21 protein-coding genes are annotated in these 24,491 nt (G+C 68.1%); 5 read left to right on the top strand and 16 right to left on the bottom strand.

Annotated elements, in window-relative coordinates; genetic code table 11:
• Positions 1-702, top strand: a complete 702-nt coding sequence (locus Y958_RS07750; RefSeq protein WP_088871546.1) for a glycosyltransferase family 32 protein — start codon at positions 1-3, stop codon at positions 700-702.
• Here the strand turns inward: Y958_RS07750 and Y958_RS07755 are convergent.
• The 14 genes from Y958_RS07755 to dusB form a co-directional block, all read right to left on the bottom strand.
• Positions 686-3,100 carry a S9 family peptidase gene (locus Y958_RS07755; protein WP_244909227.1) on the bottom strand — a complete coding sequence of 805 codons (2,415 nt, stop codon included), beginning with the start codon at positions 3,098-3,100 and terminating at the stop codon, positions 686-688. The two genes, Y958_RS07750 and Y958_RS07755, sit on opposite strands and share 17 nt — an antisense overlap.
• Positions 3,101-3,150: 50 nt before the next feature.
• Positions 3,151-4,164, bottom strand: a complete 1,014-nt coding sequence (locus Y958_RS07760; RefSeq protein ID WP_088871547.1) for a hypothetical protein — start codon at positions 4,162-4,164, stop codon at positions 3,151-3,153.
• Between the two features lie 89 nt (positions 4,165-4,253).
• Entirely contained in the window at positions 4,254-5,105 is an 852-nt protein-coding gene (locus Y958_RS07765; RefSeq protein ID WP_186291112.1) for an inositol monophosphatase family protein, read from the bottom strand.
• 165 nt (positions 5,106-5,270) lie between these two features.
• The gene (gene groL, locus Y958_RS07770; RefSeq protein WP_088871548.1) at positions 5,271-6,929 is read right to left on the bottom strand and encodes a chaperonin GroEL; all 1,659 of its coding nucleotides are present in this window, start codon (positions 6,927-6,929) and stop codon (positions 5,271-5,273) included.
• Between the two features lie 150 nt (positions 6,930-7,079).
• On the bottom strand, positions 7,080-7,367 hold the full coding sequence (locus tag Y958_RS07775) for a co-chaperone GroES (RefSeq protein WP_040843435.1): 288 nt from the start codon (positions 7,365-7,367) through the stop codon (positions 7,080-7,082).
• Positions 7,368-7,496: 129 nt separating this feature from the next.
• Positions 7,497-8,876: a GTPase HflX gene (gene hflX / locus Y958_RS07780; protein WP_486644349.1), complete on the bottom strand. Its 1,380-nt coding sequence runs from the start codon at positions 8,874-8,876 to the stop codon at positions 7,497-7,499.
• A gap of 112 nt (positions 8,877-8,988) precedes the next feature.
• Positions 8,989-9,237 carry an RNA chaperone Hfq gene (gene hfq / locus Y958_RS07785; protein WP_040843434.1) on the bottom strand — a complete coding sequence of 83 codons (249 nt, stop codon included), beginning with the start codon at positions 9,235-9,237 and terminating at the stop codon, positions 8,989-8,991.
• A gap of 145 nt (positions 9,238-9,382) precedes the next feature.
• Complete coding sequence (locus Y958_RS07790) at positions 9,383-10,084, bottom strand: HAD family hydrolase (RefSeq protein WP_244909228.1); 702 nt, start codon at positions 10,082-10,084, stop codon at positions 9,383-9,385.
• Positions 10,081-10,953 (bottom strand): D-amino-acid transaminase, encoded by an 873-nt coding sequence (locus Y958_RS07795; protein WP_088871550.1) that lies wholly within the window; start codon positions 10,951-10,953, stop codon positions 10,081-10,083. Before Y958_RS07795 ends, Y958_RS07790 begins: the two co-directional genes overlap by 4 nt.
• Before the next feature lie 65 nt (positions 10,954-11,018).
• A complete protein-coding gene (gene ntrX, locus Y958_RS07800) occupies positions 11,019-12,422 on the bottom strand; it encodes a nitrogen assimilation response regulator NtrX (protein ID WP_004271810.1) in 1,404 nt (467 codons plus the stop codon).
• A gap of 17 nt (positions 12,423-12,439) precedes the next feature.
• The gene (locus tag Y958_RS07805; RefSeq protein ID WP_088871551.1) at positions 12,440-14,791 is read right to left on the bottom strand and encodes a sensor histidine kinase NtrY-like; all 2,352 of its coding nucleotides are present in this window, start codon (positions 14,789-14,791) and stop codon (positions 12,440-12,442) included.
• Between the two features lie 336 nt (positions 14,792-15,127).
• Positions 15,128-16,582, bottom strand: a complete 1,455-nt coding sequence (gene ntrC / locus Y958_RS07810; RefSeq protein WP_004271807.1) for a nitrogen regulation protein NR(I) — start codon at positions 16,580-16,582, stop codon at positions 15,128-15,130.
• Between the two features lie 3 nt (positions 16,583-16,585).
• A complete protein-coding gene (locus tag Y958_RS07815) occupies positions 16,586-17,710 on the bottom strand; it encodes a two-component system sensor histidine kinase NtrB (protein ID WP_088871552.1) in 1,125 nt (374 codons plus the stop codon).
• On the bottom strand, positions 17,710-18,801 hold the full coding sequence (dusB, locus tag Y958_RS07820) for a tRNA dihydrouridine synthase DusB (protein ID WP_088871553.1): 1,092 nt from the start codon (positions 18,799-18,801) through the stop codon (positions 17,710-17,712). The genes Y958_RS07815 and dusB overlap by 1 nt, the downstream gene beginning before the upstream one ends.
• A gap of 253 nt (positions 18,802-19,054) precedes the next feature.
• On the opposite strand from dusB, the gene Y958_RS07825 reads away from it, so the two are divergent.
• Both Y958_RS07825 and Y958_RS07830 read left to right on the top strand, forming a co-directional pair.
• On the top strand, positions 19,055-20,230 hold the full coding sequence (locus Y958_RS07825; protein ID WP_088871554.1) for a bifunctional 2-C-methyl-D-erythritol 4-phosphate cytidylyltransferase/2-C-methyl-D-erythritol 2,4-cyclodiphosphate synthase: 1,176 nt from the start codon (positions 19,055-19,057) through the stop codon (positions 20,228-20,230).
• A 5-nt stretch (positions 20,231-20,235) separates the two neighbouring features.
• Positions 20,236-20,739 carry a CinA family protein gene (locus Y958_RS07830; protein WP_088871555.1) on the top strand — a complete coding sequence of 168 codons (504 nt, stop codon included), beginning with the start codon at positions 20,236-20,238 and terminating at the stop codon, positions 20,737-20,739.
• A 7-nt stretch (positions 20,740-20,746) separates the two neighbouring features.
• Here the strand turns inward: Y958_RS07830 and Y958_RS07835 are convergent, their stop codons facing one another.
• The gene (locus Y958_RS07835; RefSeq protein ID WP_050898147.1) at positions 20,747-21,523 is read right to left on the bottom strand and encodes an alpha/beta hydrolase; all 777 of its coding nucleotides are present in this window, start codon (positions 21,521-21,523) and stop codon (positions 20,747-20,749) included.
• A gap of 225 nt (positions 21,524-21,748) precedes the next feature.
• Between Y958_RS07835 and Y958_RS07840 the strand changes: the two genes are divergently transcribed.
• Both Y958_RS07840 and Y958_RS07845 read left to right on the top strand, forming a co-directional pair.
• A complete protein-coding gene (locus Y958_RS07840; protein ID WP_088871556.1) occupies positions 21,749-22,750 on the top strand; it encodes an MBL fold metallo-hydrolase in 1,002 nt (333 codons plus the stop codon).
• Between the two features lie 4 nt (positions 22,751-22,754).
• Positions 22,755-23,417 (top strand): hypothetical protein, encoded by a 663-nt coding sequence (locus tag Y958_RS07845; RefSeq protein ID WP_088871557.1) that lies wholly within the window; start codon positions 22,755-22,757, stop codon positions 23,415-23,417.
• A gap of 16 nt (positions 23,418-23,433) precedes the next feature.
• On the opposite strand, the gene rtcA is transcribed toward Y958_RS07845, so the two are convergent.
• The gene (gene rtcA, locus Y958_RS07850; RefSeq protein ID WP_088871558.1) at positions 23,434-24,447 is read right to left on the bottom strand and encodes an RNA 3'-terminal phosphate cyclase; all 1,014 of its coding nucleotides are present in this window, start codon (positions 24,445-24,447) and stop codon (positions 23,434-23,436) included.
• Positions 24,448-24,491: the final 44 nt, after the last annotated feature.

Genomic DNA, 24,491 nt, shown 5'->3' on the forward strand with positions numbered 1-24,491 from the left:
GTGCCGCACGACCTGGACGCGTTGGAAAGCCGCACCCTGTTCTGCCTGTGGACGGGACATGAGGCGATGTCGGACGACCGCCTGCGGGCGCTGTGGACCATCTTCCGCACCACCGGCTGCGCCGTCGCCTTCCTGAACCGCGACACGCTGGGCGACTGGGTGAAGCCGGAGCATCCGCTGCATCCGGCCTGGCCCCACCTCAGCGCCACGCACAAGGCGGACTATCTGCGCTGCTACCTCATGCACCACTACGGTGGCGGCTACACCGACATCAAGACCACGTCGAAGGCCTGGGGCCCCTTCTTCGACCAGTTGGGCCAGTCGGACAAGCTGGCCCTGGGCTATCAGGAGCTGGCCAACGGCGTCGCCCCCCTGGAGGGCCCCCTGGGCGACGAGTTGCGGCGGTCCTATACCGACCTCATCGGCCTCTGCGCCTTCATCTTCCGCAAGGGCACGCCCCTCACCGCCGCCTGGCTGGCGCGGACGGAGGCGCTGCTGGACCGGAAGCTGCCGGATCTGCGGCGCCATCCCGCCATCCACCCGCTGGACCGCCAGGGCATTCTGCTGCCGGACGGTACGCCATCGCCCTACCCGCTGAAATGGACGGAGCTGCTGGGCGACATCTTCCACCCCCTGGTCTATGAGTTCAGGGAGCAGATCCTGCAGGCGCCCCTCCAGCCCAGCTTTAGCCGTTACCGCTAGCTGGCGGCACGACCGCCGCCGTGCTGGTGCGGGCGTTCCAGTCGGGCGCGTCGGCGCCGCCCAGCGCCTTCAGGAAAAACCCGTACTGCTTACGCAAGGCATAGCGGATGGGCCCGGTGGAGCGGCCGGCGGAATGCCCCTCGCCCGGCACCACCAACAAATCGAAGGTCTTGTCCGCCTTGATGAGGGCGTTCACCACCTGCATCGTGGAGGACGGGTCGACGTTGTCGTCCAACTCGCCCACCACCAGGGCCACCTGGCCCGTCAGCCGGTGGGCGTTGTCGACATTGGACGACTGGGCGTAGCTCTCATCCACCGGCCAGCCCATCCACTGCTCATTCCAGCTGATCTTGTCCATGCGGTTGTCATGGCAGCCGGCGTAGCAGAAAGCGGCCTTGTAGAAATCACCGAAGAACAGCAGGGCGGCCAGTGAACTCTGCCCGCCGGCGGAACCGCCGTAGATGCCCACGCGGGCAATGTCCAGGTGGGGGTACTGCGCGGCCGCCGCCTGCCACCATTTGATGCGGTCGGGGAAGCCTGAGTCCTTCAGGTTCTTCCAACACACGTCGTGGAAGGCCTTGGATCGGTTCATGGTGCCCATGCCATCGATCTGGGCGACGACGAAGCCCATCTCCGCTTGCGCCTGCATGCCGATGACCTTGTCGCCGCCGGAATGGAAGCCGAAGGGCCAGAAGGTCTTGGGCACGAAGCTGTCATGCGGCCCGGCGTAGATGTTCTCGATGACCGGATAGCGGCGGGCGGGATCGAAGCCCAGGGGGCGGACAATGACGCCCCAGATGTCGGTCTTGCCGTCGCGGCCCTTGGCCTTGAACACCTCCGGCGGGCGAAAGCCGGCGGCCAGCAGGCGGCTGATGTCGCCCCGCTCGATCTCCGCCACCAGCGACCGGTCGGCGGTACGGCGCAGTTCCATGACCGGGGCCATGTCGACGCGGGAATAGGTGTCGACATAATAGGCCAGGTCATCGGACAGGCTGACGTCGTGATAGGCGTCGGCGGTGGTCAGCGGCACCAGGTTCCGGCCGTCGAAATCCACACGGTAGAAATGCTGCAGGTAGGGATCCTCGCCCGGGCGCATGCCGTTGGCGGCGAAGTAGATCTGGCGGCGCTCGTCATCCACCTTGGCCACGTGGCGCACCGCCCAGTCGCCCTTGGTGATCTGGGTCTTCACCTTCCCCGTGCGGCCGTCGATGAGATAGAGGTGGCTCCAGCCCTCCCTTTCCGACAGCCAGATGACTTCCGCGCCGCCCTTCTTCACGTCATGACGGAAGCGGCGTTCGTTGTTCACGAAGGTGGCGGCCGTCTCCGTCACCACGGCGCGCGGGGTGCCGGTGGCGGCGTCGATCTCGATTACCCGCACCATCTGGTGGCCCCGGCGGGTGTATTCGAACACCACGGTGGCGCTGTCGGCCCGCCACTCGAAATCCGTCATCAGGTAGGGGTTGGGGAATAGGGCCGCGTCGACATCCAGCTTCCGGCCGGGCGCACCGGCGCGGGGCACATGGAACAACACCGGCTGCTCCTGATCCACGGCGTCACCCGGCTTGGGGTAGAGCTGGGTGTGCAGCCTGGGCTCGATCTGGTCCTTGGGCGAGGACTCCACCTTGTGCACGTCCCGGCGGAATCCAGTGCGTACGCGATAAATCGCCAGCTGCAGCGAATCCGGCGACCAGGCGATGGTCTCGCCATCATAGAAATCGCCCTCGCTGCCGTCGGTGCTCAGCGGCGTCACGGTACCGGTGGCGACCTCGCGCAGCGCCAGGTTCTGGTTCAGGATCAGCGCCTCCCACCGTCCGTCGGGTGAGGCCTTGGGGCCGTTGTCGCCCTGCTGGGTCAGGTCGCGCACCACGCCGAAGCCCCGGGGCCGGCGGCCGCCCTCCTCCGGCTCCCGCTTGCAGGCGTAGTCCGACAGTCGGCAGGACCACTCCGCCTCCTCCCACTCGAAGGTAAGGGTCTGGCCGTCCTCACTGAAGCGCGCGCGCTCAAACGGCAGATGCAGGCCGGTAAAGCTTTGCCCGGCGGCTTTGCTGAACTCCGCCGCCAGCCTGTCATGATCGAAGGCTGGTTCCTTCCGCAGGGTGGCGGCATCAACCATTGTGAACTGGAAACCGCCCGGCACGGTCTTGCGGTACAGCAGGCGCCCGCTTTTGCCCACCCAGCGGGCGGGCCAAGCCACGTTCTCCGTCAGGCCGATCCAGCGGTCCCGCAAGGACAGCGCGCGCTCGTAATCCGCCTCCGTCGGCACCAGCCCGGCAGCCGGCGCTGCGCTCGTGGGAAGTGGCGCGGCCGTCCCGGCCGTCTCAACCGCCGCGCGGGCGCCCAGGGCATGGGCCGCCGCCGCGGCGGCAGGCAGGGCGGCAATAAACGAACGACGGCGCATGAACGGCTCCCCCTTGATCGAAGAAGCCATTTAAGAATTTATACAATATCCTATTCAAGGGGTTTTTGAGGGTCGGCTAGTCTTTCGCGCACAGCGCCAATGAATTCCCGGGGCTCATCGACGGCGAAGGCCAGCCTGGTCAGGGTCAGGGCGGGCCGCAGGAAGCGACGGCGCGCCTCCGGCACCGCCAGGGTCAGCGTCACATTGGGCACCACCAGCCGACTGAGGTTCTCCGGCCCGCGCCGTTCCAGACCGTCGGCGGTGCCGACGTGGGCGATGGCGTCGTAGGGGATCAGCCGGTCGGCCAGGAGGCCAAAGCGTATCCGAACGCCCTGCGGCGTCAGCAGTACCGGATGCAGGCGAAGGGACTTGGTCAGCCCCAGCAGATAGATGAAGCCGATATCCCCCACGGCGAACAGGACCAGCGCCGCCGTGCGGTGATGGATGCCCAGCGCCACATCCACCACTACGATTTCCATGACCTGGGCCGCCAGCAGGCCCCCCATCAGGGGCATCAGATCGCGATGATAGCTGTAGGCCTGGCAGCCCGGCGGCACGTCCGGCGGCGAGCGCCAGCGAAACAAGGCCAGATGCAGCAACGCCAATTCCTTGGCCACAAACTGGGCGAGCGGCGGCGGAACAAGGCAAGCGACGGCGGCCTCCAACTTCGCCACACCGGGCCGGCGCAGCACGGTCCAAGCCCCGGCCACCCCATAGAGAAGGTGCCCCCCAACCAAGGCGGTCCCCACGGTGACAACCCAGGGCATGTCCACCAGGGCTGAACGTAAGGGTGGCGTCAGGCCAAGCACACCACTGACCAAGCCGAGGGCGATGGCGGCCAACACCACCCGCGCCGCCGGCGACCGGCCCAAACGCATCCGCTCCGCCACGATCAGGCCGGTGGCCAAGCTGTCCGCCGTGATCCACAGGAACAGCAGAGCCGCCAAGCCGGCGTGCGCCGCCGCCCACGGCGTGCGAATGGCCAGCGAGGCCGCGGCGATGATAGGAAGGGGCGCCAGCCGCAGAAACGGGGCGACCGCCGGAAAGTGGGCTCGAGACGTCATGATCGCAGCGCCTTCCAGTCGGGATATCCGGCCCAGGATATCATGGTTGACATGCTGAGCCGGGGAGCTTGGTAGCTGCGGCCCACCGATCACGCGTCGAACAACGCTGAATACAACGCCCGCCAGCTGTCGGGGTCGGGCCCCATCAGCAGGCCGCCGGTACGGTCGGTGGGATTGTACGGGCTGGCGTCCAACTTGGCCGCGTGGCCGCCGGCCTCGGCAAACAGCAACGCGCCTGCCGCGTGGTCCCAGGGCTTGATCATGTTGTTCAGGCTGAAGTGCGCCTGGCCGGTCAGCAGGTCCAGGTAGTCGTGGGCGGAACAGCGCTGGGTGTAGGCCTCCGCCACCCGCTCCCGCCGCTGGGTCAGCTGGCGGCGCATGTCGCTGTCGAAGAAGCGGATGTTGGCGATGCCGCGCATCTGTTCCACCGCCACGGGCGGCAGGGCGACGCAGCGGGTGCCGGCCTCGGCGGCGTCAGCCCCCACCAGCCAGGCGCCCTGGCCCAACCGGCCGCGCACAGTGCGCCGCCCCACGGGGTCGTGGATCCAGCCGGCCACGGTGCGGCCATGGGCGGCCAGGGCGACGATGACGCCGAAGCGCGGCTTGCCGGCCACGAAATTGGCGGTACCATCGATGGGGTCGACGATCCAGACGGGATCCGCACCCAGCAGGCGATCCAGCACGGCGGGGTCAGCCGAGACGGCCTCTTCCCCCACGACGGTGCTGCCGGGCAAAAGCGCCGTCAGCCGGGCGGTCAGCGCCCGTTCCGAGGCCTCGTCCGCCACGGTCACCAGGTCGCCCGGTCCCTTCTCCCGGATATCGCCGCCGTCCAGGTGCTGGAAGCGGGGCAGGATTTCCGTTTCGGCCACGGAACGAATGAGGGCGTCGACAACGGCCACATCAATGGCGGGGATGTCGGGTGCAGGCAGGGGCGCGGTCATGGGGACATCTATGGTTGGCGGCGGCGGTCGTGCCCCCTAGGAATAGAATCGATAGGCCAAACCATAAAGCCCCAAAAAGAAAGGGACCGCCCCCTGGACGAACCAGCAGGCGATCCCTTCCTTCAAACCAGGCCGGAAAGCCGGGCGTCGGGATGACGCAAGGGCTTAGAAGCCCATGCCACCCATGCCGCCCATGCCACCCATACCGCCGCCCATGCCACCGTCCGGCAGGGCCGACTTGGGCTCGGGCTTCTCGGCGACCATGGCTTCGGTGGTGATCAGCAGGCCGGACACGGAGGCGGCATGCTGCAGGGCGGTGCGCACGACCTTCGTCGGGTCGATGACGCCGAAGGCGAACATGTCACCGAACTCGCCGGTCTGGGCGTTGTAGCCGAAGGCCGCGTCGTTGTTGTCCAGCAGCTTGCCGACAACGATGGAACCGTCGGTGCCGGCGTTGAAGGCGATCTGACGGACCGGCGACTGCAGGGCCTTGCGGATGATGTCCACGCCCACGCGCTGGTCGTCGTTCACCGGCTTCACATTGGCCAGTGACCGGGTGGCGCGCAGCAGGGCAGTGCCGCCGCCGGCCACCACGCCCTCTTCCACCGCGGCGCGGGTGGCGTGCATGGCGTCGTCAACGCGGTCCTTGCGCTCCTTCACCTCGACCTCGGTGGCGCCGCCGACGCGGATGACGGCAACGCCGCCCGCCAGCTTCGCCAGACGCTCCTGCAGCTTCTCACGGTCGTAGTCCGAGGTGGTCTCCTCGATCTGCGCCTTGATCTGGCCGATGCGGGCCTCGATGTCGGCCTTGGCGCCGACGCCGTCCACGATCGTGGTCGCGTCCTTCGTGATCACCACCTTCTTGGCGGTGCCCAGCATGTCCAGCGACACGTTCTCAAGCTTGATGCCCAGGTCTTCGGAGATGACCTGACCGCCGGTCAGGATGGCCATGTCCTCCAGCATCGCCTTGCGGCGATCGCCGAAGCCCGGGGCCTTCACGGCGGCGATCTTCAGGCCGCCGCGCAGCTTGTTCACCACCAGGGTGGCCAGCGCCTCGCCTTCCACGTCTTCCGACACGATCAGCAGCGGACGGCTGCTCTGCACGACGGCTTCCAGCACCGGCAGCAGGGGCTGCAGGCTGCCCAGCTTCTTCTCGTGCAGCAGGATGTAGGGGCTTTCCAGCTCAGCCGTCATCTTCTCCGCGTTGGTCACGAAGTAGGGCGACAGGTAGCCGCGGTCGAACTGCATGCCCTCGACGACTTCCAGCTCGGTGTCGAAGCTCTTGGCCTCTTCCACCGTGATGACGCCCTCGTTGCCGACCTTGTCCATGGCCTTGGCGATCATCTCGCCGATCTCGGCCTCGCCGTTGGCGGAGATGGTGCCGACCTGGGCGATCTCACCGGAGGTGGAGACCTTGCGCGACTGGCCCTTCAGGTCGTCGACGATGGCGGTCACCGCCAGGTCGATGCCGCGCTTCACGTCCATCGGGTTCATGCCGGCGGCCACGGCCTTCACGCCCTCGCGCACGATGGCCTGGGCCAGCACGGTGGCGGTGGTGGTGCCGTCACCGGCGACGTCGTTGGTCTTCGAGGCCACTTCGCGCACCATCTGGGCGCCCATGTTCTCGAACTTGTCGGCCAGCTCGATCTCCTTGGCGACGCTGACGCCGTCCTTGGTGATACGCGGGGCGCCGTAGCTCTTGTCCAGGACCACGTTGCGGCCCTTGGGGCCCAGGGTCACCTTCACCGCGTCGGCCAGGATGTCCACGCCGCGCAGCATGCGATCGCGGGCATCCGTGTTGAACTTCACGTCCTTGGCAGCCATTTTTAGTTCCTTTATCGTTTTCCCTCAGGCGCCGGGCGCGGCCATCCGGCCGCTTGGCTTATCCTCGGTTTCCCGTCCGCTGACGCTTCCCGAAAACCTCCGGCGCCCGCAGTCGCGGGCTACGGCATGGGGTTCCCCATGCCGCTGATTTTATTCAAGGATGCCGAGCAGGTCGGACTCGCGCATGATCAGCACGTCCTTGCCGTCGATCTTGGCCTCGGTGCCGGACCACTTGCCGTACAGCACCTTGTCGCCGGCCTTCACGGACAGGGCGACGATCTCGCCCTTTTCGTTGCGGGCGCCGCTGCCCACGGCCAGGACTTCACCCTGCTGGGGCTTTTCCTTGACGGTGTCGGGGATGATGATGCCGCCGGCGGTCTTCTGATCCTGCTCGATGGGCCGGATCACCACACGGTCGTGCAGGGGCCTGAAACTCATTTGGAACCTCCAGGAATAGGCGCCGGCCCCTTCTCTTGAATCGGACCGGCGTCGGGTGGCCGGCACCTTACCCCAGCCGCCGCGGCGGCCGGAAGCGCAGATGCGCGGGCGCGGTACGAATGGTGGGGGTCAGGACGCCTGGGCCTGCCTGTCCGGGGCAACCCGTTCGGCAAGCGGCGGGGTCTCGGTCACGGAACAGGCAGGGAAACGATCGCGGAAACGGGCCACGTCCGCCGGCTCCAGCGCCACCGTCAAGTGGGCGTAGTCGTCATCGTCCTCACGCTCCGTCACCTCGCCCTTGGCGTAGAGCCAGGCCATGGCGGCGCCGTCGCTGACCGGCACGCTGACCTTGACCACATCGCGGCCCGCCACCATGCGGCGGTCCAGGACGTTGAACAGGCTTTCCAGCCCGTCGCCGGTCAGGGCCGACACAGCCACCAGGCCATCCGGCCGGCGGCTCTGGCGCACCAGGGTCTCCCGATCCAGGGGCGGCAGCTTGTCGATCTTGTTCAGGACCTCGACCACCCGGGGATCGGTCTCGGCTTCGATGCCCAGTTCAGCCAGCACCGTCTCCACGTCCCGCTTCTGCGCCTCGCTGTCCGGATGGGCGGCGTCGCGCACATGCAGGATGATGTCGGCGGCCAGCACCTCCTCCAGGGTGGCACGGAACGCCTCCACCAGATGGTGCGGCAGGTCGGAGATGAAGCCCACCGTGTCCGACAGGATGATCTTGCGCCCCGACGGCAGCACGATGGACCGCATGGTCGGGTCCAGCGTGGCGAACAGCAGGTCCTTGGCGAACACGTCCGCCCGCGCCATGCGGTTGAACAGCGTGGACTTGCCGGCGTTGGTGTAGCCGACCAGCGCCACCACCGGATACGGCACGCGCTCGCGCGCCTTGCGGTGCAGGCCGCGGGTGCGCCGCACCTCCTCCAGCTCGGCCTTCAGCTTGATGATGCGGTCGCCGATGAGACGGCGGTCCATTTCCAGCTGGCTTTCGCCAGGGCCGCCCAGGAAGCCGAAGCCGCCGCGCTGGCGTTCCAGATGGGTCCAGGACCGCACCAGGCGCGAGCGCTGGTAGGTCAGTGCCGCCAGTTCCACCTGCAACTGGCCTTCGCGGGTACGCGCACGCGCCCCGAAAATCTCCAGGATCAGGCCGGTGCGGTCGATGACCTTGGTCTTGAGGTCGCGTTCCAGATTGCGCTGTTGCACAGGCGACAGCGCATGGTCGACGACGACTAGGCCGATGCCCAGCTCGGCGACGCGCTTGGCCGCCTCTTCCAGGTAGCCGCCGCCCAGCAGGGTGGCGGGCTTGGGCCGCGTGACGCGCACGCACTCCGCCGCCACCACGTCCAGCTCAATCGCGGCGGTCAGGCCAACGGCCTCTTCCAGCCGCGACTCCGGCGGACGTTTGTCGTCGAGTTCTTCGCGTAGGATGGGATGGATCACCAGGGCGCGCCGGGCGGATTTCTCCGCCGGCGGCGCCTCCGGCGACCCTTCGGGATTCAGGGAAGGAAGCAGGGCGGGCTCATCCGCCGGACGATCCGTCACAGCGCCGCCGTCCTTCCCGTCAACCGGCTGGACCATCCCACGATGGGGGGCCGCCGACTGTTTACACTCATCAATCGTGGTCGCCTTCCTTGGCCGATTCGAACAACTGGATGGGGTGGGCCGGCATCACGGTCGAAATCGCATGCTTGTAGACCAGCTGCGAATGGGCGTCGCGGCGCAGCAGCACCGAGAAATTGTCGAACCAAGTGATGATGCCTTGCAGCTTCACGCCGTTGACGAGGAAGACCGTCACAGGGGTCTTGTTCTTCCGCACGTGGTTCAGAAACACGTCCTGAACGTTTTGCGACTTTTCGGACATTGCATGCCTCGCTCTTTATTGGGGCCCTCTACGGAGCGCCCGGGGTTGCCTTTCCGGCGGTTATGGAGCCGTGCGTGAAAGTGCCGGCGGCCCTGGGCACACCCCGGGGCGTCCGCCATCCTAGCACAGGAAGTGATATGGGGTGCTAGAGCCCATCCACCAAGGTGCAAAGTTCGTCACAGCCGGCAAAGCGGCGATGCGGCGGGTAAATGCTCAGCGCCCCCTCCCCATGCGGGGTGGCCCCCACCATCAGGGGTACGCAGCCCGTGCGGTGGGCAACCTCCATGTCGACGTCGGCGTCGCCCACGAACCAGACATCCGGCCCCGGGGCCAAGCCCGCCGGCTGCAGCGCCAGATGCACCGGCGCCGGATGCGGCTTGTCGGCTTCGGCGTCACCGGCCCCCACCAGGGCGCCGCACCAGCGATCCCAGCCCAGGGCCCGGGCCTCGGTGCGTAGGAAACGGCCGGTCTTGTTGCTGACCACGCCGACATAGACGCCGCGGGCGGATAGCGCCTCCAGCAACTGGCCCGCCCCCGCCAGCGGATCGAGGTAGTCCAGGTGGTGGGTCTCGAAATGGGCGTAGAAGATGTCCCGCGCCCGTTCCCACCCATCCCCGAACAGCGCCGGGAAGGCGTCGCGCAGGCTCTGGCGCACGCGGGTGTAGCTTTCCTCCAGCGTCCAGACGGGCATGCCGAAGGCTTCCAGCGCCGCGTTGGTGGCGGCGTGGACGCAGCGCCAGTTGGTGATCAGGGTGTTGTCCCAATCGAACAACACCGCCCTTGGTAACGTCAGGGGCGGCAGGGCCAGGGCGGGGGTTTCCAGGATATCGCGCGCGGTCACGGTCACAGCTTGGTCACCACAGGGTCATCCACCCCCACATGCGCCAGGTAGGCCTGGCGCAGACGCCGCCCCAGGGGGCCCGGCACCCCATCGCCCACCGGCTTGCCGTCGATGCGGGTGACCGGCACGCAGAAGGTACTGGCGCTGGAGATCAGGGCTTCCCGAGCAGCGTACGCCTCTTCCACCGTGAACGCCCTCTCCTCAAACGGGATACCCGCCGCCTCGGCCTCGGCCAGCAGCGACAGGCGGGTGATGCCGTTCAGGATGCGGGTGCTGGCGGCGCGGGTGACCAGCACGCCCTCATTGGTGACGATCCAGGCATTGCTGGAGCAGCCCTCCGTCACCGTGCCGTCGGGGTCGACCTGCCAGGCCTCGAACGCCCCGGCCTCGGCCGCACGCTGCTTGCCCAGCACCTGGGGCAGCAGGGCCACCGACTTGATGTCGCGCCGGGCCCAGCGGATGTCGGGGATGGTAATGACCGAGACGCCTTTCTCCAGCTGCTGCGGCGCGCTGAACTTGGTGGAACGGCAGGTGACCACCAGCGTCGGTGCCGGGTCCACCGGGAAGCGGAAGTCGCGCGGCGCCTGCCCCCTCGTGATCTGGACGTAAACCAGGCCGTTGCGCACCCGGTTGCGGCGCGCCACCTCGCGCATCACGAAGCGCAGGCTCATGGGGTGCATGGGCCAGGGCAGTTCCAGCTCATTCAAGGAGCGGGACAGGCGGGCCAGGTGGCCGTCTTCGTCGGCGAAGACGCCATCGACCACCGACACCACCTCATAGACACCGTCGGCGAACTGGAAACCCCGGTCCTCGATATGGACATGGGCGTCGCCGTGGGCCACGTAGCGACCGTTGACATAGGCTGTCCGCGGCATAGGGCAAACCTCACCTTAAATCTTAAGAAGCGGCAGATATTACCAACAGATCAGCGGGTTGCCGCTTATTCCTCACCTTTCCCATCACCGCGCTCATTGCCATGCACGCCCAAGGACTTCAGCTTGCGGTGCAGGGCCGAACGCTCCATGCCCACGAAGGACGCGGTGCGGGAAATGTTGCCGCCGAAGCGGGTGACCTGGGCCAGCAGGTATTCACGCTCGAACACCTCGCGGGCGTCGCGCAGCGGCAGGGACATGATCTCCCCGCCCTTTTCCCAGCGCAGCACCGTCGGGGTGATGGAGCCGATCTCCGGCGGCAGCATGTCGGCACGGATGGGCTCATCCGGGTCGCCCGGCACCATGATCAGCAGCCAGTCCATGACGTTGCGCAGCTGGCGCACGTTGCCGGGCCATTCATAGGCCTGCAGGGCGGCCATGGCGTCCTCGCCCAGGACACGCTGCGGCAGACCCGACGCGGTGGCGGAGCGCTGCAGGAAATAACGCGCCAGCAGGGGGATGTCCTCCCGGCGTTCCCGCAGCGACGGCACCTTCAGCGGCACCACCGCCAGGCGGTAGTACAGGTCCTGGCGGAACTGACCCGCCTCGATCTCGGCCGCCAGGTCGCGGTTGGTGCTGGCGATGACGCGGACGTCCACCTCCACCCGGGTGCTGCCGCCCACGCGCTCGAAAGTCTGCTCCTGCAGTACGCGCACGATCTTGCCCTGGGTTTCCAGCGGCATGTCCGCCACCTCGTCCAGGAACAGGGTGCCACCGTGCGCCTGCTCGAAGGTGCCGACCTTGCGGCCCGCCCCGTCGATGGGATGCTCCGTCCCGAACAGCTCCACCTCCAGCCGGTCGGGCCGCATGGTGGCGCAGTTCAGCGCCACGAAGGGACCGTCGGCGCGGCGGGAGTGTTCATGGATGATGCGGGCCACGATCTCCTTGCCGCTGCCCGGCGGGCCGCTGACAAGGACGCGGCTGCCCGTGGGCGCCACCTTGTCCAGCGACTGGCGCAGCTGGTTGATCATCAGCGACCGGCCGATCAGTTCCACCTCACCGCCGGCGCGCAGGCGCAGCTCGCGGTTCTCACGGCGCAGGCGGGCCGCCTCGATGGCGCGCTCCACCAGCAGCAGCAGGCGGTCAGACTTGAACGGCTTCTCGATGAAGTCGTAGGCGCCCTTCTTCAGGGCCGCCACCGCCGTCTCGATGGTGCCGTGGCCGCTGATCATGACCACCGGCACGTCGGGATGATCGCGCTTCATCTCATCCAGGATCTGCAGGCCGTCCAGGCGGCTGCCCTGCAGCCAGATGTCCAGGATGATCAGGCTGGGCCGGCGGGCGGCGACGGCAGCCAGCGCCTGGTCGGCGTCCGCCGCCTCGCGGGTCTTCATGCCTTCATCTTCCAGGATGCCGGAGATCAGCATCCGGATATCGGCCTCGTCATCGACGATCAGAATATCATGCGCCATGGGTCAACGCCTTTGGGTCAAACGCTTTTGGAGGCACTGGTCCCGGCCACCAGGGCCGGGCTGGCGGCCGTTTCCGCGTCCTGCGGAGCCGCCGCTTGCACAAGCGGTAGGATCAGGGTGACGCGGGCGCCGCCACCAGGGTTGTCGTCCAGCCCCAGGGTGCCGCCGTGGTCTTCCAGGATCTTCTTCACGATGGCCAGGCCCAGGCCGGTGCCCTTGGCCCGGGTGGTGACATAGGGTTCCGTCAGCCGGTCCCGGCCCTCGGCCGGCAGGCCCCTGCCATTGTCGGCGATGGTCAGGACGATGTGGTCGTCCATGGCCTCCACCTTCAGGGAGATATGGCCCGGCGGGGAGTCGTGGCCATCGGCCGCGTCCTCTTCCATGCGTCCCTCGATGGCCTCCACCGCGTTCTTCAGCAGGTTGGTCAGGGCCTGGGAGATCTGGCGGCCGTCGCACTCCACCTCCACCTTCTCAGGCGGCAGGATGCTGTCGAACTTGATGCCAGACTGGGCGGTGGCCTGCAGGAACACGGCCTGACGGCACAGCTCCTGGATATTCTGCGGCTTCATCACCGGCGTGGGCATGCGGGCGAAGGCGGAGAACTCGTCCACCATGCGGCCGATGTCGTCCACGTGGCGAACGATGGTGTCGGTCATGGCCTTGAAGGTCTCCGGATCGCTCTGGATTTCCTTCAGGTACTTGCGCCGCAGGCGCTCGGCCGACAGCTGGATGGGGGTCAGCGGGTTCTTGATCTCATGCGCGATGCGGCGGGCGACGTCGGCCCAGGCGGCCTTACGCTGCGCCGACAAGAGTTCCGACACGTCGTCGAAGGTGATGACGAAGCCGCGGATGCCGTTGCCGCTGGTGTCCGCCGCCACCCGCACCAGCAGGGTGCGCTGGGTGTTGCCCCGGCGGATCTGCACCTGGCCTTCCACCAGGCGCGACGGGCGCCGGCGGATGGCGGACATGAGATCTTCCAGCTCCGGCACCACGGCCAGGATGTCGCGCCCCATCATCTCGTGCACGTCGGGGATGTCCAGCAGCTGGGCCGCCGATTGGTTGGGCAGGTTGATGAAGCCCTGCTCGTCCAGGCCGATGACGCCGGCCGACACGCCGGCCAGCACCGCCTCGGTGAAACGGCGGCGCAGGTCCAGCTGGCGGTTGGCTTCCACCAGATCGCTACGCTGCGACGACAGCTGGCTGGTCATGCGGTTGAAGGCGCGGCTGAGCGAGGTCAGCTCATCCTCCGGTCCCGGCAAGGTTTCCGGCACGCGCGCCGTCAGGTCACCGGTGCGGATGCGCTCCGCCGCGATGATCAGCGCGCTGATGGGTGTGATGAGGGTGTTGGCGAAATTCAGGCCGGCCCAGATAGCCACGAGCAGCAGCAGCAGCGAGACGATGATGAAGATCAGCGTCATCTTGGTCTGCAGGCCGAAGCGCTGGCCTTCCAGCTCGGTATATTCGCGCACCGCCGTCTGGGCGGCGTTCAGGTGCTCCATCACCTTGGCTTCCACCGGGCGGCCCAGCAGCAGGAAAATGTCGAAGTCCGGATCCAGGCGGATCAGGGCGGTGACACGCTTCTCCTTCTCATTGAATTCGAAGTCCACCTCGCCCTTGCGCGCCCGCTCCAGCCGTTCCTTGGGCATGACGTCGGGCTGGAAGACGGAGCCTAGGGTATAGCTGCCGTACTGCCGCCCCTGCCCGTCGAAGATCACCGCCTCGGTGAAGGAGCGCTGGAAGGATTCGTTGCGCAGGAAGGCGTAGATGAACAGCGGGTCCAGCGTGACCAGCGGCCCCTGGCGCGCGGCCAGCAGGTCGTTCGCGACCCACGAGGCGTCGTTGCGGATGGCGATCTGGTGTTCGTCCAGATAGGCCTGGGCCACCACCAGGCTTTCATTCACCGCCGTGCGCACCCGGTCGCTGAACCAGGACTGCAGGCCCAGGTAAAAGAAGAAGGCGGAGAAGGCGGCCATGACGATGGCGGGCAGCACCGCCAGCAGGCTGAACACCGCCACCAGCCGCACGTGCAGCCGCGATCCGGCCAGGCCCCGGCGCCGCTCGATCCACAGGCCGACGATGCGCCGGGCCATGAGCGCCAGCAGCATCAGCAGCAGCGCGCCGTCCAGCGTCAGCAGCAGGCTGACCGTGTTGGGGCTGTTGCCGAAGGGCGGCTGCTGTGTCAGCGCCGCGTATGTCGCGAAGCCTGACAGCACGGCGGCGAAGGCCAAGGCCACCGCCAGCTTGTTGCCCAGGCCCAGGCGGGCCGACCAGACGGACAGGCGCCGCCACCAGCTGTCGCTTTTGGGAGGGACGTGCGGTGGAACCGGGGGGCTGGGCGGTGTGATCAGCGCCGGAGGAACCTCGGTCATGGCAAAGGCATCCGGACCGCCGCCACCCCGGACATCGTCAGAGGCGCGAAGATCAAGGCCGGCGCCAGGGTGGGCGTCGCTGCGACGGGGGGTGAGACCGCATAAAAGGCGAAACGAAGCACGGTTCCTGCCAGGCCGGTGGTTTGCACGGCGCAAACGCCACCCCCGGCGCGGAGGTGGTGCGGACAACATCCGTCAGGCGACGCCCGTCTGGCCAAAGCCGAAGGAGCGTCACCCGGCAGGGGCTGCTGTTGCCCGGGCGCCCACCTCTGTTACCAGAATGCCACGCGTGTTTCCAGCCGTCCGTCTTACGCCCGTTGGTAGAGGTGTCCGCTGTTACTTCAGGCCACGGACCACCTGGATGTCCAGGTCGCGGATCTTTTTGCGCAGGGTATTGCGGTTCAGGCCCAGCATATGCGCGGCCTTGATCTGGTTGCCCCGGGTGGCGATCAGCGACAGCGACAACAGGGGCCGTTCCACCTCGCGCAGCACGCGATCATACAGGCCGGCGGCCGGCACGCCGTCCTTATGGGCGGCGAAATAGTCCTTCAGGTGCCGCTCCACCGCGGCCCCCAGGCCTTCGTTCTGCGGCTCCTCCGCGGGGGCGGCGGCGGGCGCGAAGTCCGCCAGCTCCTGCTCGATGACATCGATGGTGATGACTTCCTGCGTGTACAGCGCGGCGAGACGCCGCACCATATTCTCCAGCTCACGCACGTTGCCGGGCCAGCGATGGCGGCGCAGGCGGTCCAGGGCGGCGTTGTCCATGCTTTTCAGCGGCAGTCCCTGCTGGTTCACCAGGCCGAAGAAGTGGCGGACCAGCGCCGGGATGTCCTCCGTCCGCTCGCGCAGCGGCGGCAGGCGGATGGGCACCACGTTCAGGCGATAGAACAGATCCTCGCGGAACTGGCCCTGGCGGATCAGGGTGCGCAGGTCGCGGTGGGTGGCGGCCACGATGCGCACGTCGGTCTTGATGGGGGTGCGACCGCCGACCGTGGTGTACTCCCCCTCCTGCAGCACACGCAGCAGGCGGGTCTGGGCGTCCAGCGGCATGTCGCCGATCTCGTCCAGGAACAGGGTGCCGCCCTGCGCCTGCTCGAACCGGCCGGTGGACCGCACGGTGGCGCCGGTGAAGGCCCCCTTCTCATGGCCGAACAGCTCGGACTCGATCAGTTCGCGGGGGATGGCGGCCATGTTGACCGCCAGGAAGGGTCCATTGCGCCGCTTGCCGTAATCGTGCAGGGCGCGGGCCACCAGCTCCTTGCCGGTGCCCGACTCGCCGGTGATCATCACCGTCAGGTCTGTGCCCATCAGGCGCGCCAGGACGCGGTAGATCTCCTGCATGGCCGCCGACCGGCCGATAAGGGGCAGCGCCTCCTCCTCGGCTTGCGCCGCCGCGGCGCCGGCGGCGGCCGGCGGGGCTGGCTGGGGCGTGGACAGGGCGCGTTCCACCATGCCCATCAGATCCTTCAGGTCGAAGGGCTTGGGCAGATAGTCGAAGGCGCCGCGCTCCGCCGCCTTCACGGCGGTCAGCAGCGTGTTCTGCGCGCTCATGACGATGACGCGCAGTTCGGGGCGCAGCTTCTTGATGCGCGGCAACAGGTCCAGGCCGTTCTCATCCGGCATCACCACGTCGGTGATGACCAGGTCCCCCTCCCCATCCTGGACCCAGCGCCACAAGGTCGCGGCGTTGCCGGTGACCCGCACGTCATGGCCCAGGCGCAGCAGGGCCTGGTTCAGAACGGTGCGGATGGCCCTGTCGTCGTCAGCGACAAGGATGGTGGATGGACCCATGGATTAAACGCCCCCCTCTGACGCCGTCCGCCCAGGGGCGACCGGCAGCGAAACCTTGAAGATCGTGCGACGCGGCACGCTGTCGAAATCGATGACCCCGCCATGGTCGCCGATGATCTTGGCGACAAGCGCCAGGCCCAGGCCGGTCCCGTTCATCTTCGTGGTGACGAAGGGATCGAACAGGTTGGCCCGCAAGTCCTCCGGAATGCCGTCGCCATTGTCCTGCACGCTGATCAGCAGCGGCAGGTGCACCCGGCTGTCGGACCCCGGCACCGCCAGGCGCACCCCATGCTGGTAGGCGGTGGACAGGACGATTTCCCCACCCTTTTCCGGGCAGGCCTCGGCCGCGTTCTTCACCAGGTTCAGGAAGACCTGGATCAGCTGGTCGCGGTTGCCCAGCACCGGCGGCAGCGACGGGTCGTAGCGCTCGACGAAGCGGATGGCGCGGCCGAATCCGCTTTGCGCCACGCGGCGCACATGCTCCAGCACGCCATGGATGTTCACCGCCGTCTTTTCCAGCGGCCGGCCGTCGGTGAAGACCTCCATGCGGTCCACCAGGGCCACGATGCGGTCGGCTTCATCGCAGATGAGGCGGGTCAGCATGCGGTCCCCCTCGGACGCGTTCTCTTCCAACAGCTGGGCCGCCCCCCGGATGCCGGACAGCGGGTTCTTCACCTCGTGCGCCAGCATGGCCGCCATGGCGACGACGGACCGGGCGGCCCCCCGGTGGGTCAGCTGGTTGTCGATCTTGCGGGCGATGGACCGCTCATGCAGCGACAGCACCACCAGGTCCGGCGGATCGGACAGGGGGGCCGCCTTGGCCGTCAGGAAATGCAGGCCGATGCGCGGCGTCTCCAGCATGATGCTGTAGTCCGACACGCTGCCGCCCGTCATCCGCGCCTGATCGATCAGGGAGTGGACAGGGCTGTCGCCCGGGATCAGCGTGTCGAGCTGGCTGCCCACCAGCAGGGCGGCGCTGGCGTCGAAGAATTCCTCCGCCTGCAGGTTGGCGAAATGAATGCGGCGCTGCCGGTCGATAACCAGGATGGGTTCCGGCAGGGCGGACAGGATGGCCGTGGGATCGACCATGCCGGGCGCCGGGGCAGGCAGGGCCGCCGTCCGCCCCATCAGGCGGCCACCTTCTTTTCGCCGGCGCTGTCGTCGTCCTCAACGTCGCAACCGGCCTCCGCGGTCAGGCCCCGGCCGGACAGATCGCGCCCCACGATGCCCCGGTCCAGCAGATCCTGGTACCAGCCGCGCACGAAGTCCTGCACCAGCTCCGCCTTCTCGATGGTGTTGACCTTGGCGCGGTACTCGGCGGAACCGGGCAGGCCCTTGGAATACCAGGCGATGTGCTTGCGCCCGATCTTCAGGCCGGCGTCGGTGCCGTAATGCTCCAGGATGGCGTCGTAATGCTCCAGCACCAGGTCGCGCTGTTCCACCAGCGTGGGCTCGGCCGGGGCCGCGCCGGTACGCAGCATCTGGATGACCTGGTTGATGAACCAGGGGCGGCCATAGGTGCCCCGGCCGATCATGACCCCATCGGCGCCGCTCTCTTCCAGGCAGCGGGTCACGTCGGGGAAATCCACGATGTCGCCGTTGGCGATGACCGGCAGCGACACGGCGTCCTTCACCTGGCGGATGAAGGCCCAGTCGGCGACGCCGTTGTACATCTGGTTGCGGGTGCGGCCGTGCACGGTGATCATGCGGATGCCGCACTCCTCCGCAATTTTGGCCAGGCGCGGCGCGTTCAGGTTCCGCTCATCCCAGCCCTTGCGCATCTTCAGGGTCACGGGCACGGACACGGCCTTGACCACAGCGTCCAGGATGCGGCCGGCCAGCGGTTCGTCCTTCATCAGGGCGGAACCGGCATAGCCGTTCACCACTTTCTTCACCGGGCAGCCGAAGTTGATGTCGATGATGGAGGCGCCCCGGTCCACGCACAGCTTCGCCGCCTCCGCCATCACCTCGGGCTCACAGCCCGCCAGCTGGACGGACAGCACGCCCTCCTGGGCGTTGGGGTCGATTTTCTTTTCGGATTCACGGGTGGCGCGGATCATCGCCTGGCTGGCGATCATCTCGGAAACGACCAAGCCCGCGCCGGCGCGCTTCACCAGACGGCGGAAGGGCGTGTCGGTCACGCCCGACATGGGCGCCAGGATCACCGGATCCTGAATCGTGACGGGACCGACCTGAATCGGCGCTAACTTACTGCCCATTTCCTAGGCGCTTTCCATGACTGCTACAAAATTAGGCGTTCAAGCTATCATGAGCCCCCGCCAAAGGGAAGCGACGCCGCCGAAGACGGCGGATGCGACTATGGTATGGCGCGGTGGCATGGCAGATCGTGGACGCCGGCGGACAAACAAGCCTAGCGGCAAGGTCTTAAGGGGAGATATCTCTCATCGGGAAATAGGGATAATTGTCACCATCCCTCGTCCGCGTCTCATATTCATGGTGTCTTGACCAACCATGCCGTCCTGCCTTGCCCTGATCGTCGCCGCCGGCAGCGGCTCCCGCTTCGGCGGGGACATGCCCAAGCAATATCTGTCCCTGGCCGGCCAGCCCGTCCTGGCCCGCACCGTGGCCGCGTTCCAGAACCATCCGGAGGTGACGGCCGTGCGGGTGGTGATCAACCCGGCCCACCGCGACCTGTATGAAGAGGCGGTGGCCGGCCTGGACCTGCTCCCGCCCGTGGCCGGGGGTGCGGCCCGCCAGGACAGCGTGCGCAATGGGCTGGAGGCTGCGGCCGCCGATGGCGGCTACGACCTGGTGCTGATCCACGATGCCGCCCGCCCCCTGGTGGACGCCGCCAGCATCTCCGCCGTCATCAAGGCGCTGGCCGAGGTGCCGGCCGCCCTGGCGGCGGCCAGCGTCAGCGACACGCTGAAGCGGGCGGACCAGGATGGCGCCGTGGCCGCCACGGTGGACCGTACCGCCCTGTGGCGGGCGCTGACCCCGCAGGGCTTCCGCTTCCCCGACATCCTGAAGGCGCACCGCGACCTGGCGGGCCAGGAACTGACCGATGACGCCGCCGTGGCGGAGAAGGCCGGCTTCCCCGTGCGCCTGGTGCCCACCAACCCCGACAACCTGAAAGTGACCCATGCCGAGGATCTGGCGCGGGCGGAGAAGATCATCATGAACGATTTGGGCGACGTTCGCGTGGGCCACGGCTATGACGTGCACAAGTTCACGGAAGGCGACCACATCGTCCTCTGCGGTCTGAAGGTGCCGCACACCCACAAGCTGGAGGGCCATTCCGACGCCGACGTGGGCCTGCATGCCCTGACCGATGCCATCCTGGGCGCCATCAGCGCAGGCGACATCGGCAGCCACTTCCCCCCCACGGATGAGCGCTGGCGCGGCGCCGACAGCGGCAAGTTCCTGCAGCACGCCGCCAGCCTGGTGAAGGCCAAGGGCGGGGCCATCGCCCATTGCGACATCACCGTCATCTGCGAGCGTCCCAAGGTGGGGCCCCACCGCGAGGCCATGGTGGCCCGCGTGGCCGACCTGCTAGGGATCGCGCCCGACCGTGTCTCCGTGAAGGCCACCACCACCGAAGGCCTGGGCTTCACCGGCCGGCGCGAGGGCATCGCCGCCATGGCGACCTGCACGGTCCGCCTGCCCTGGCCGGCTTCAAAGGCCTGACCCCCATGTTCCCGGCGGAGATCACACGCGCGGCCGAACGCCTGCTGGCCGCCTGCCAGGCGAACGGGCTGTGGCTGGCCACGGCCGAGTCCTGCACCGGCGGCTTGATCTCCGCCAGCCTCACCGCGATCTCAGGCTCCTCCGCCGTGGTGGACCGGGGCGTGGTCACCTACAGCAACCAGGCCAAGGTCGACCTGCTGGGCGTGCCCGACGGCCTGATCGCCCTGCACGGCGCCGTCAGCCGCGAGGTGGCCCACGCCATGGCGGAGGGGTTGCTGGCCCGCTCCCGCGCCGACATCGCCCTGTCGGTCACCGGCATCGCCGGCCCCGGCGGGGGCAGCCTGGAAAAGCCGGTGGGCCTGGTCTACCTGGGCTGCGCCCGCCGCGACCACCCCATGGTGGTGGAGCGGCACGTCTTCCCCGGCGACCGTGAGGCGGTGCGCCTGGCGGCCGTGGCACGGGCGCTGGCGATGGGCTTGGCCGCGACGGGTGACGGCGCGACAGCGTAGGACAGAGTCAGCGAGAGCCCAACCACCAGTCCAACGCTCTCTCGATCACCTCCGGCGGCAGGACATGCCCGCCATCGAACACCCGCACCTCCACCAGGAAGCCACGCCGCTTGAACGCCGGCGCGGTGGTGCGCGCCGTCTCTTCCAGAGGCAGCACACGGTCGGCCTTGCCGTGGCTGATGAAGACCCGCGCCTGGCCAACGCCGGGCGGATCCCCTTGAGTATGCAACGGGGCGATGCGCCCGGGGGAAAAGGCGATCAGCGTGGTAAACAGGTCCAGGTTTTCCGGCCCCAGCGACAGGGCGTAGGTCGCCCCATCGGAGAATCCCGCCAGCGCCACCCGGGTCGGGTCCACGGCGTAGCGGGCGAAGACCTGGGCCAGGAAGGCGTCGATGCGCGCCGGGTCGGTGCCATACCGGGGTCCCCAGCGCTCATCCGCCTCATGCTTGCGCGCCGCCAGCATGTCCCAGGTATAATCCCCGGAGTCGGGGGCCGCGATAATGACGCCCCGGGCCTCCGCCACCGGCGCCAGCCGGGCCACCATGTCGGCACCCCGCTGGCTGGCGCCATGCAGCATCACCAGCAGCGGCAAGGGCTGGCCCGGTCGGTAGGATCCGGGAATGAGGACGATGCCATCGCCCAGCCGCACAGGTCCAACGGTTCCCTCCGCCACCGGGGGCGGAACCTGCGGCCGGGCGGTGAGATGAACCAGGTCATCCGCCCGCGCCGGCACCGCTATGAGCAGCAGCAGGCAGGCCAACACCCCAACGACACGCCCGCGCATCCCGTCCCCCAGCCTGCTTCCCCACCCTGGCAGCTTGGGGGACGGGTCGACCCCACGTCAACCGAAGGCGCCGGGACACCTAACGGCAGGGGAATAGGGCGGCAGGAGAAAGAGCGGCGCCAGGGCTCTGCCCCGGTTGCATGCCGTGGAGGCTGGGGCATAGTCTGGCGCCCAGTTCAACGTGTCGGACCCCACCTTCACGGTCCCGCCTGCCGGAGTTTCCCCATGTCGCCGCGTTCCCTTGGTCTGGCCCTGGCGCTCGCCGCCGCGCCCCTGTCGCTGTCCCTGGTGACCCTGCCCTCTACCGCCCGCGCCGCCGCGCCCCAGGTGAAGACCCAGGCGCCGGGCTACTACCGCCTGATGCTGGGGGATTTCGAGATCACGGCGCTGAATGACACGATCCTGACGCTGCCCATGGACAAGCTGATGACCAACACCATGCCGGCCAAGGTGGCGGCGGCGTTGGCGCGCAACCATCAGCCCAGCCCCACGCCCACCTCGGTCAATGCCTTCCTGATCAACACCGGGGCGCAACTGATCCTGGTCGATACCGGCCTGAACGGCCTGGCGGGTCCCCAGGCCCCCAGCCATCTGCTGGCCAACCTGAAGGCCGCCGGCTACACGCCGGACCAGGTGGACGCGGTGCTGATCACCCACATGCACGCTGACCATATCGGCGGCCTGATGACCGATGGCCAGATGACCTTCCCCAACGCCACCCTCTATGTCGACGCGGCGGAGAAGGGCCACTGGCTGAACGCCGAAGCCGAGGCCAAGGCGCCCGCCGACAAACGGGGCGGCTTCACCACCGCGCACAAGCTGCTGGACGCCTATGCCGCCGCCGGCAAGCTGAAGACCTTCGATGGCGTGACCTCGCTGTTCCCCGGCATCACCGCCATCCCCGCCCACGGCCATACCCCCGGCCACACTGTCTACGCGGCCGAGAGCAAGGGCCAGAAGATCCTGTTCTGGGGCGACCTGATGCATGTGGCGGCGGTGCAGTTCGACACCCCCGCCACCACCGTCCAGTTCGATAGCGACAGCCCCGCCGCGTACAAGGAACGGGCCAAAATCTTCGCCGAGGCCGCCAAGGACGGCTATTGGGTGGCCGCCGCCCATATCTCCTTCCCCGGCATCGGCCACATCCGTCCCAAGGACGCCACCGACGGCAAGGCCGACCCCAAGAGCTATGTCTGGGAACCGGCGCAGTATAGCCTCGGGGAATGAGACCATGACGCACACCGGGATCGCCACCGCCCTCGCCCTGTTCCTGGCATCAGGCACGGCCCTGGCCGATGACCAGGCCAATACCGCCAGGCTGTTCGCCGATCCCGGGGTGCGGCAGATGACCCTGGCCGCCGCCCAGCAATCGGCCGTGGTCATGAACGAGCCCTGCCCCAGCGCCCAGGCCACGGTGTCGACCGATGTGGCGGTGTTCCAGCCCCTGGTGTTCGATGCCGCCGGCCAGCTGCAGACCGGCATCTGGCGCCAGCAGGTGACCTTGGCCGGCTGCGGCGTCACCCGCACCTTGAACGTCATCGGCTGGAAGCAGGCGGGCCAGGCCATCGGCATGGGCGCCTTGCTGCCCGGCGGCACGCATACCGACGTGCTGCTGCAGCGCGACGCCATACAGCAGGTGGACCAACTGGTGAAAATCACCCCCGGCGCCACCGAGGAAGGCTGCGCCCGCGAGTATGTGGCCGACACCCGCTTCGTGGACCGTGACGCAACCCCCGCCCCCGGCGGCAAATCCCCACCCTGGCGTGAGGTGTGGACCCTGCGCACCTGCACCAAGCAGATCGAGGTGCCCATCCGCTTCATCCCCGACGCCACCGGCACCACCATCACCGCCGGCCCGCAGAACGCGGTCAAGGTGACGACGGTGGCGAAGTAGGCGCCCCGGTTGGGGCTTACGCCACCGTTACCAGATGGGTGCCGTCCTCCCGGGCTTGGAATTGGATATCCCGATCCAGGAAACGGCGGATGATGGCGGCACCGGTCAGGCTGTGCTGCGTCGGCCGCACGGTGGTGAAACAACCGCCGCCGGCCAGCGCCAGGGGCAACAGCAGCTGATCCGCCAGATAGGGCCCAGCGAAGGCGCCCGAGGCGATGTAGCCCGCCAGGCGGTTGGCCGTCTGGCGGCCGATATCCTCGGCCCGCAGGCCAATGCGGCCCACGGCGCTGACCACCTCCGTCACTTGGTCGAAGCAGGCCGACAGCATCAGGATGTTGCCGGGTCCCCGCCCCTCCGCCACCGTCTCAACGGCCCAGGCCTCATCCGGCCAGCCCAGCACTTGGCGGGCGGCCGCTACCTCCCGTTCCGCGATGTTGGCTGGCAAGTTGGACAGCAGCGCCCGGCCGCGCACCCCGCGCAAGGCGCCCCGCTCCACAAGCTCCTGAGGCCGCAGGGGGCCCGGAGTCACCGACACCTCGATGCGCCCGCCCCCAACGGGATAGAAGCCCGGGCGAACCAGGCTGGCCGTCACCGTCGGCCCCATACGCGACAGCAACGGCAACAAGGTGGCCGCTGTGAAATCGTAGGGCGGTGCCGCATGGGCGTGCGTCCCGCCCTCCAATACCAGGCGTGACGGGCCATCCGCCAGCAACAGGGGCGGCAGCAGCGCCTGAAGCACCAGGCCCGTGCTGCCCGCCGTGCCCACGGCGAAGGTGTAGTCGCCCGCCCTCACCCGGCCCGGCGTGAAGGTCAGGCAGGATGCGCCGATGGCCGCCCCGTCGGCGGTGGCGCCGCTGATGGCGCACGCCGCCTCCACCGCCGTCAGATGCTGGCGCATCAGGCCGGGTTTCTCCCGCTTGGCGCGGATGTTGTCGATGCGGAACGCCTGGCCTGTCACCAGCGACAAGGACAGGGCGGTGCGCAGCACCTGCCCACCCCCTTCGCCTTCCGATCCATCAATGATGATCACTGTATCCCCCCGTCCTGAAGCGTGAAGGATCCTACCCCTTCATG

It is taken from the genome of Nitrospirillum viridazoti CBAmc (assembly GCF_000730165.1).
GTDB lineage: Bacteria > Pseudomonadota > Alphaproteobacteria > Azospirillales > Azospirillaceae > Nitrospirillum > Nitrospirillum viridazoti.

Excerpts from the sequence above, each read along its gene's own strand:
- Y958_RS07755 (WP_244909227.1), bottom strand. The coding sequence starts at position 3,100 with ATGCGCCGTCGTTCGTTTATTGCCGCCCTGCCTGCCGCCGCGGCGGCG.
- Y958_RS07760 (WP_088871547.1), bottom strand. The coding sequence starts at position 4,164 with ATGACGTCTCGAGCCCACTTTCCGGCGGTCGCCCCGTTTCTGCGGCTG.
- Y958_RS07765 (WP_186291112.1), bottom strand. The coding sequence starts at position 5,105 with ATGACCGCGCCCCTGCCTGCACCCGACATCCCCGCCATTGATGTGGCC.
- groL (WP_088871548.1), bottom strand. The coding sequence starts at position 6,929 with ATGGCTGCCAAGGACGTGAAGTTCAACACGGATGCCCGCGATCGCATG.
- Y958_RS07775 (WP_040843435.1), bottom strand. The coding sequence starts at position 7,367 with ATGAGTTTCAGGCCCCTGCACGACCGTGTGGTGATCCGGCCCATCGAG.
- hfq (WP_040843434.1), bottom strand. The coding sequence starts at position 9,237 with ATGTCCGAAAAGTCGCAAAACGTTCAGGACGTGTTTCTGAACCACGTG.
- Y958_RS07795 (WP_088871550.1), bottom strand. The coding sequence starts at position 10,953 with ATGCCGCGGACAGCCTATGTCAACGGTCGCTACGTGGCCCACGGCGAC.
- ntrX (WP_004271810.1), bottom strand. The coding sequence starts at position 12,422 with ATGGCGCATGATATTCTGATCGTCGATGACGAGGCCGATATCCGGATG.
- Y958_RS07805 (WP_088871551.1), bottom strand. The coding sequence starts at position 14,791 with ATGACCGAGGTTCCTCCGGCGCTGATCACACCGCCCAGCCCCCCGGTT.
- ntrC (WP_004271807.1), bottom strand. The coding sequence starts at position 16,582 with ATGGGTCCATCCACCATCCTTGTCGCTGACGACGACAGGGCCATCCGC.
- Y958_RS07815 (WP_088871552.1), bottom strand. The coding sequence starts at position 17,710 with ATGGGGCGGACGGCGGCCCTGCCTGCCCCGGCGCCCGGCATGGTCGAT.
- dusB (WP_088871553.1), bottom strand. The coding sequence starts at position 18,801 with ATGGGCAGTAAGTTAGCGCCGATTCAGGTCGGTCCCGTCACGATTCAG.
- Y958_RS07825 (WP_088871554.1), top strand. The coding sequence starts at position 19,055 with ATGCCGTCCTGCCTTGCCCTGATCGTCGCCGCCGGCAGCGGCTCCCGC.
- Y958_RS07830 (WP_088871555.1), top strand. The coding sequence starts at position 20,236 with ATGTTCCCGGCGGAGATCACACGCGCGGCCGAACGCCTGCTGGCCGCC.
- Y958_RS07835 (WP_050898147.1), bottom strand. The coding sequence starts at position 21,523 with ATGCGCGGGCGTGTCGTTGGGGTGTTGGCCTGCCTGCTGCTGCTCATA.
- Y958_RS07840 (WP_088871556.1), top strand. The coding sequence starts at position 21,749 with ATGTCGCCGCGTTCCCTTGGTCTGGCCCTGGCGCTCGCCGCCGCGCCC.
- Y958_RS07845 (WP_088871557.1), top strand. The coding sequence starts at position 22,755 with ATGACGCACACCGGGATCGCCACCGCCCTCGCCCTGTTCCTGGCATCA.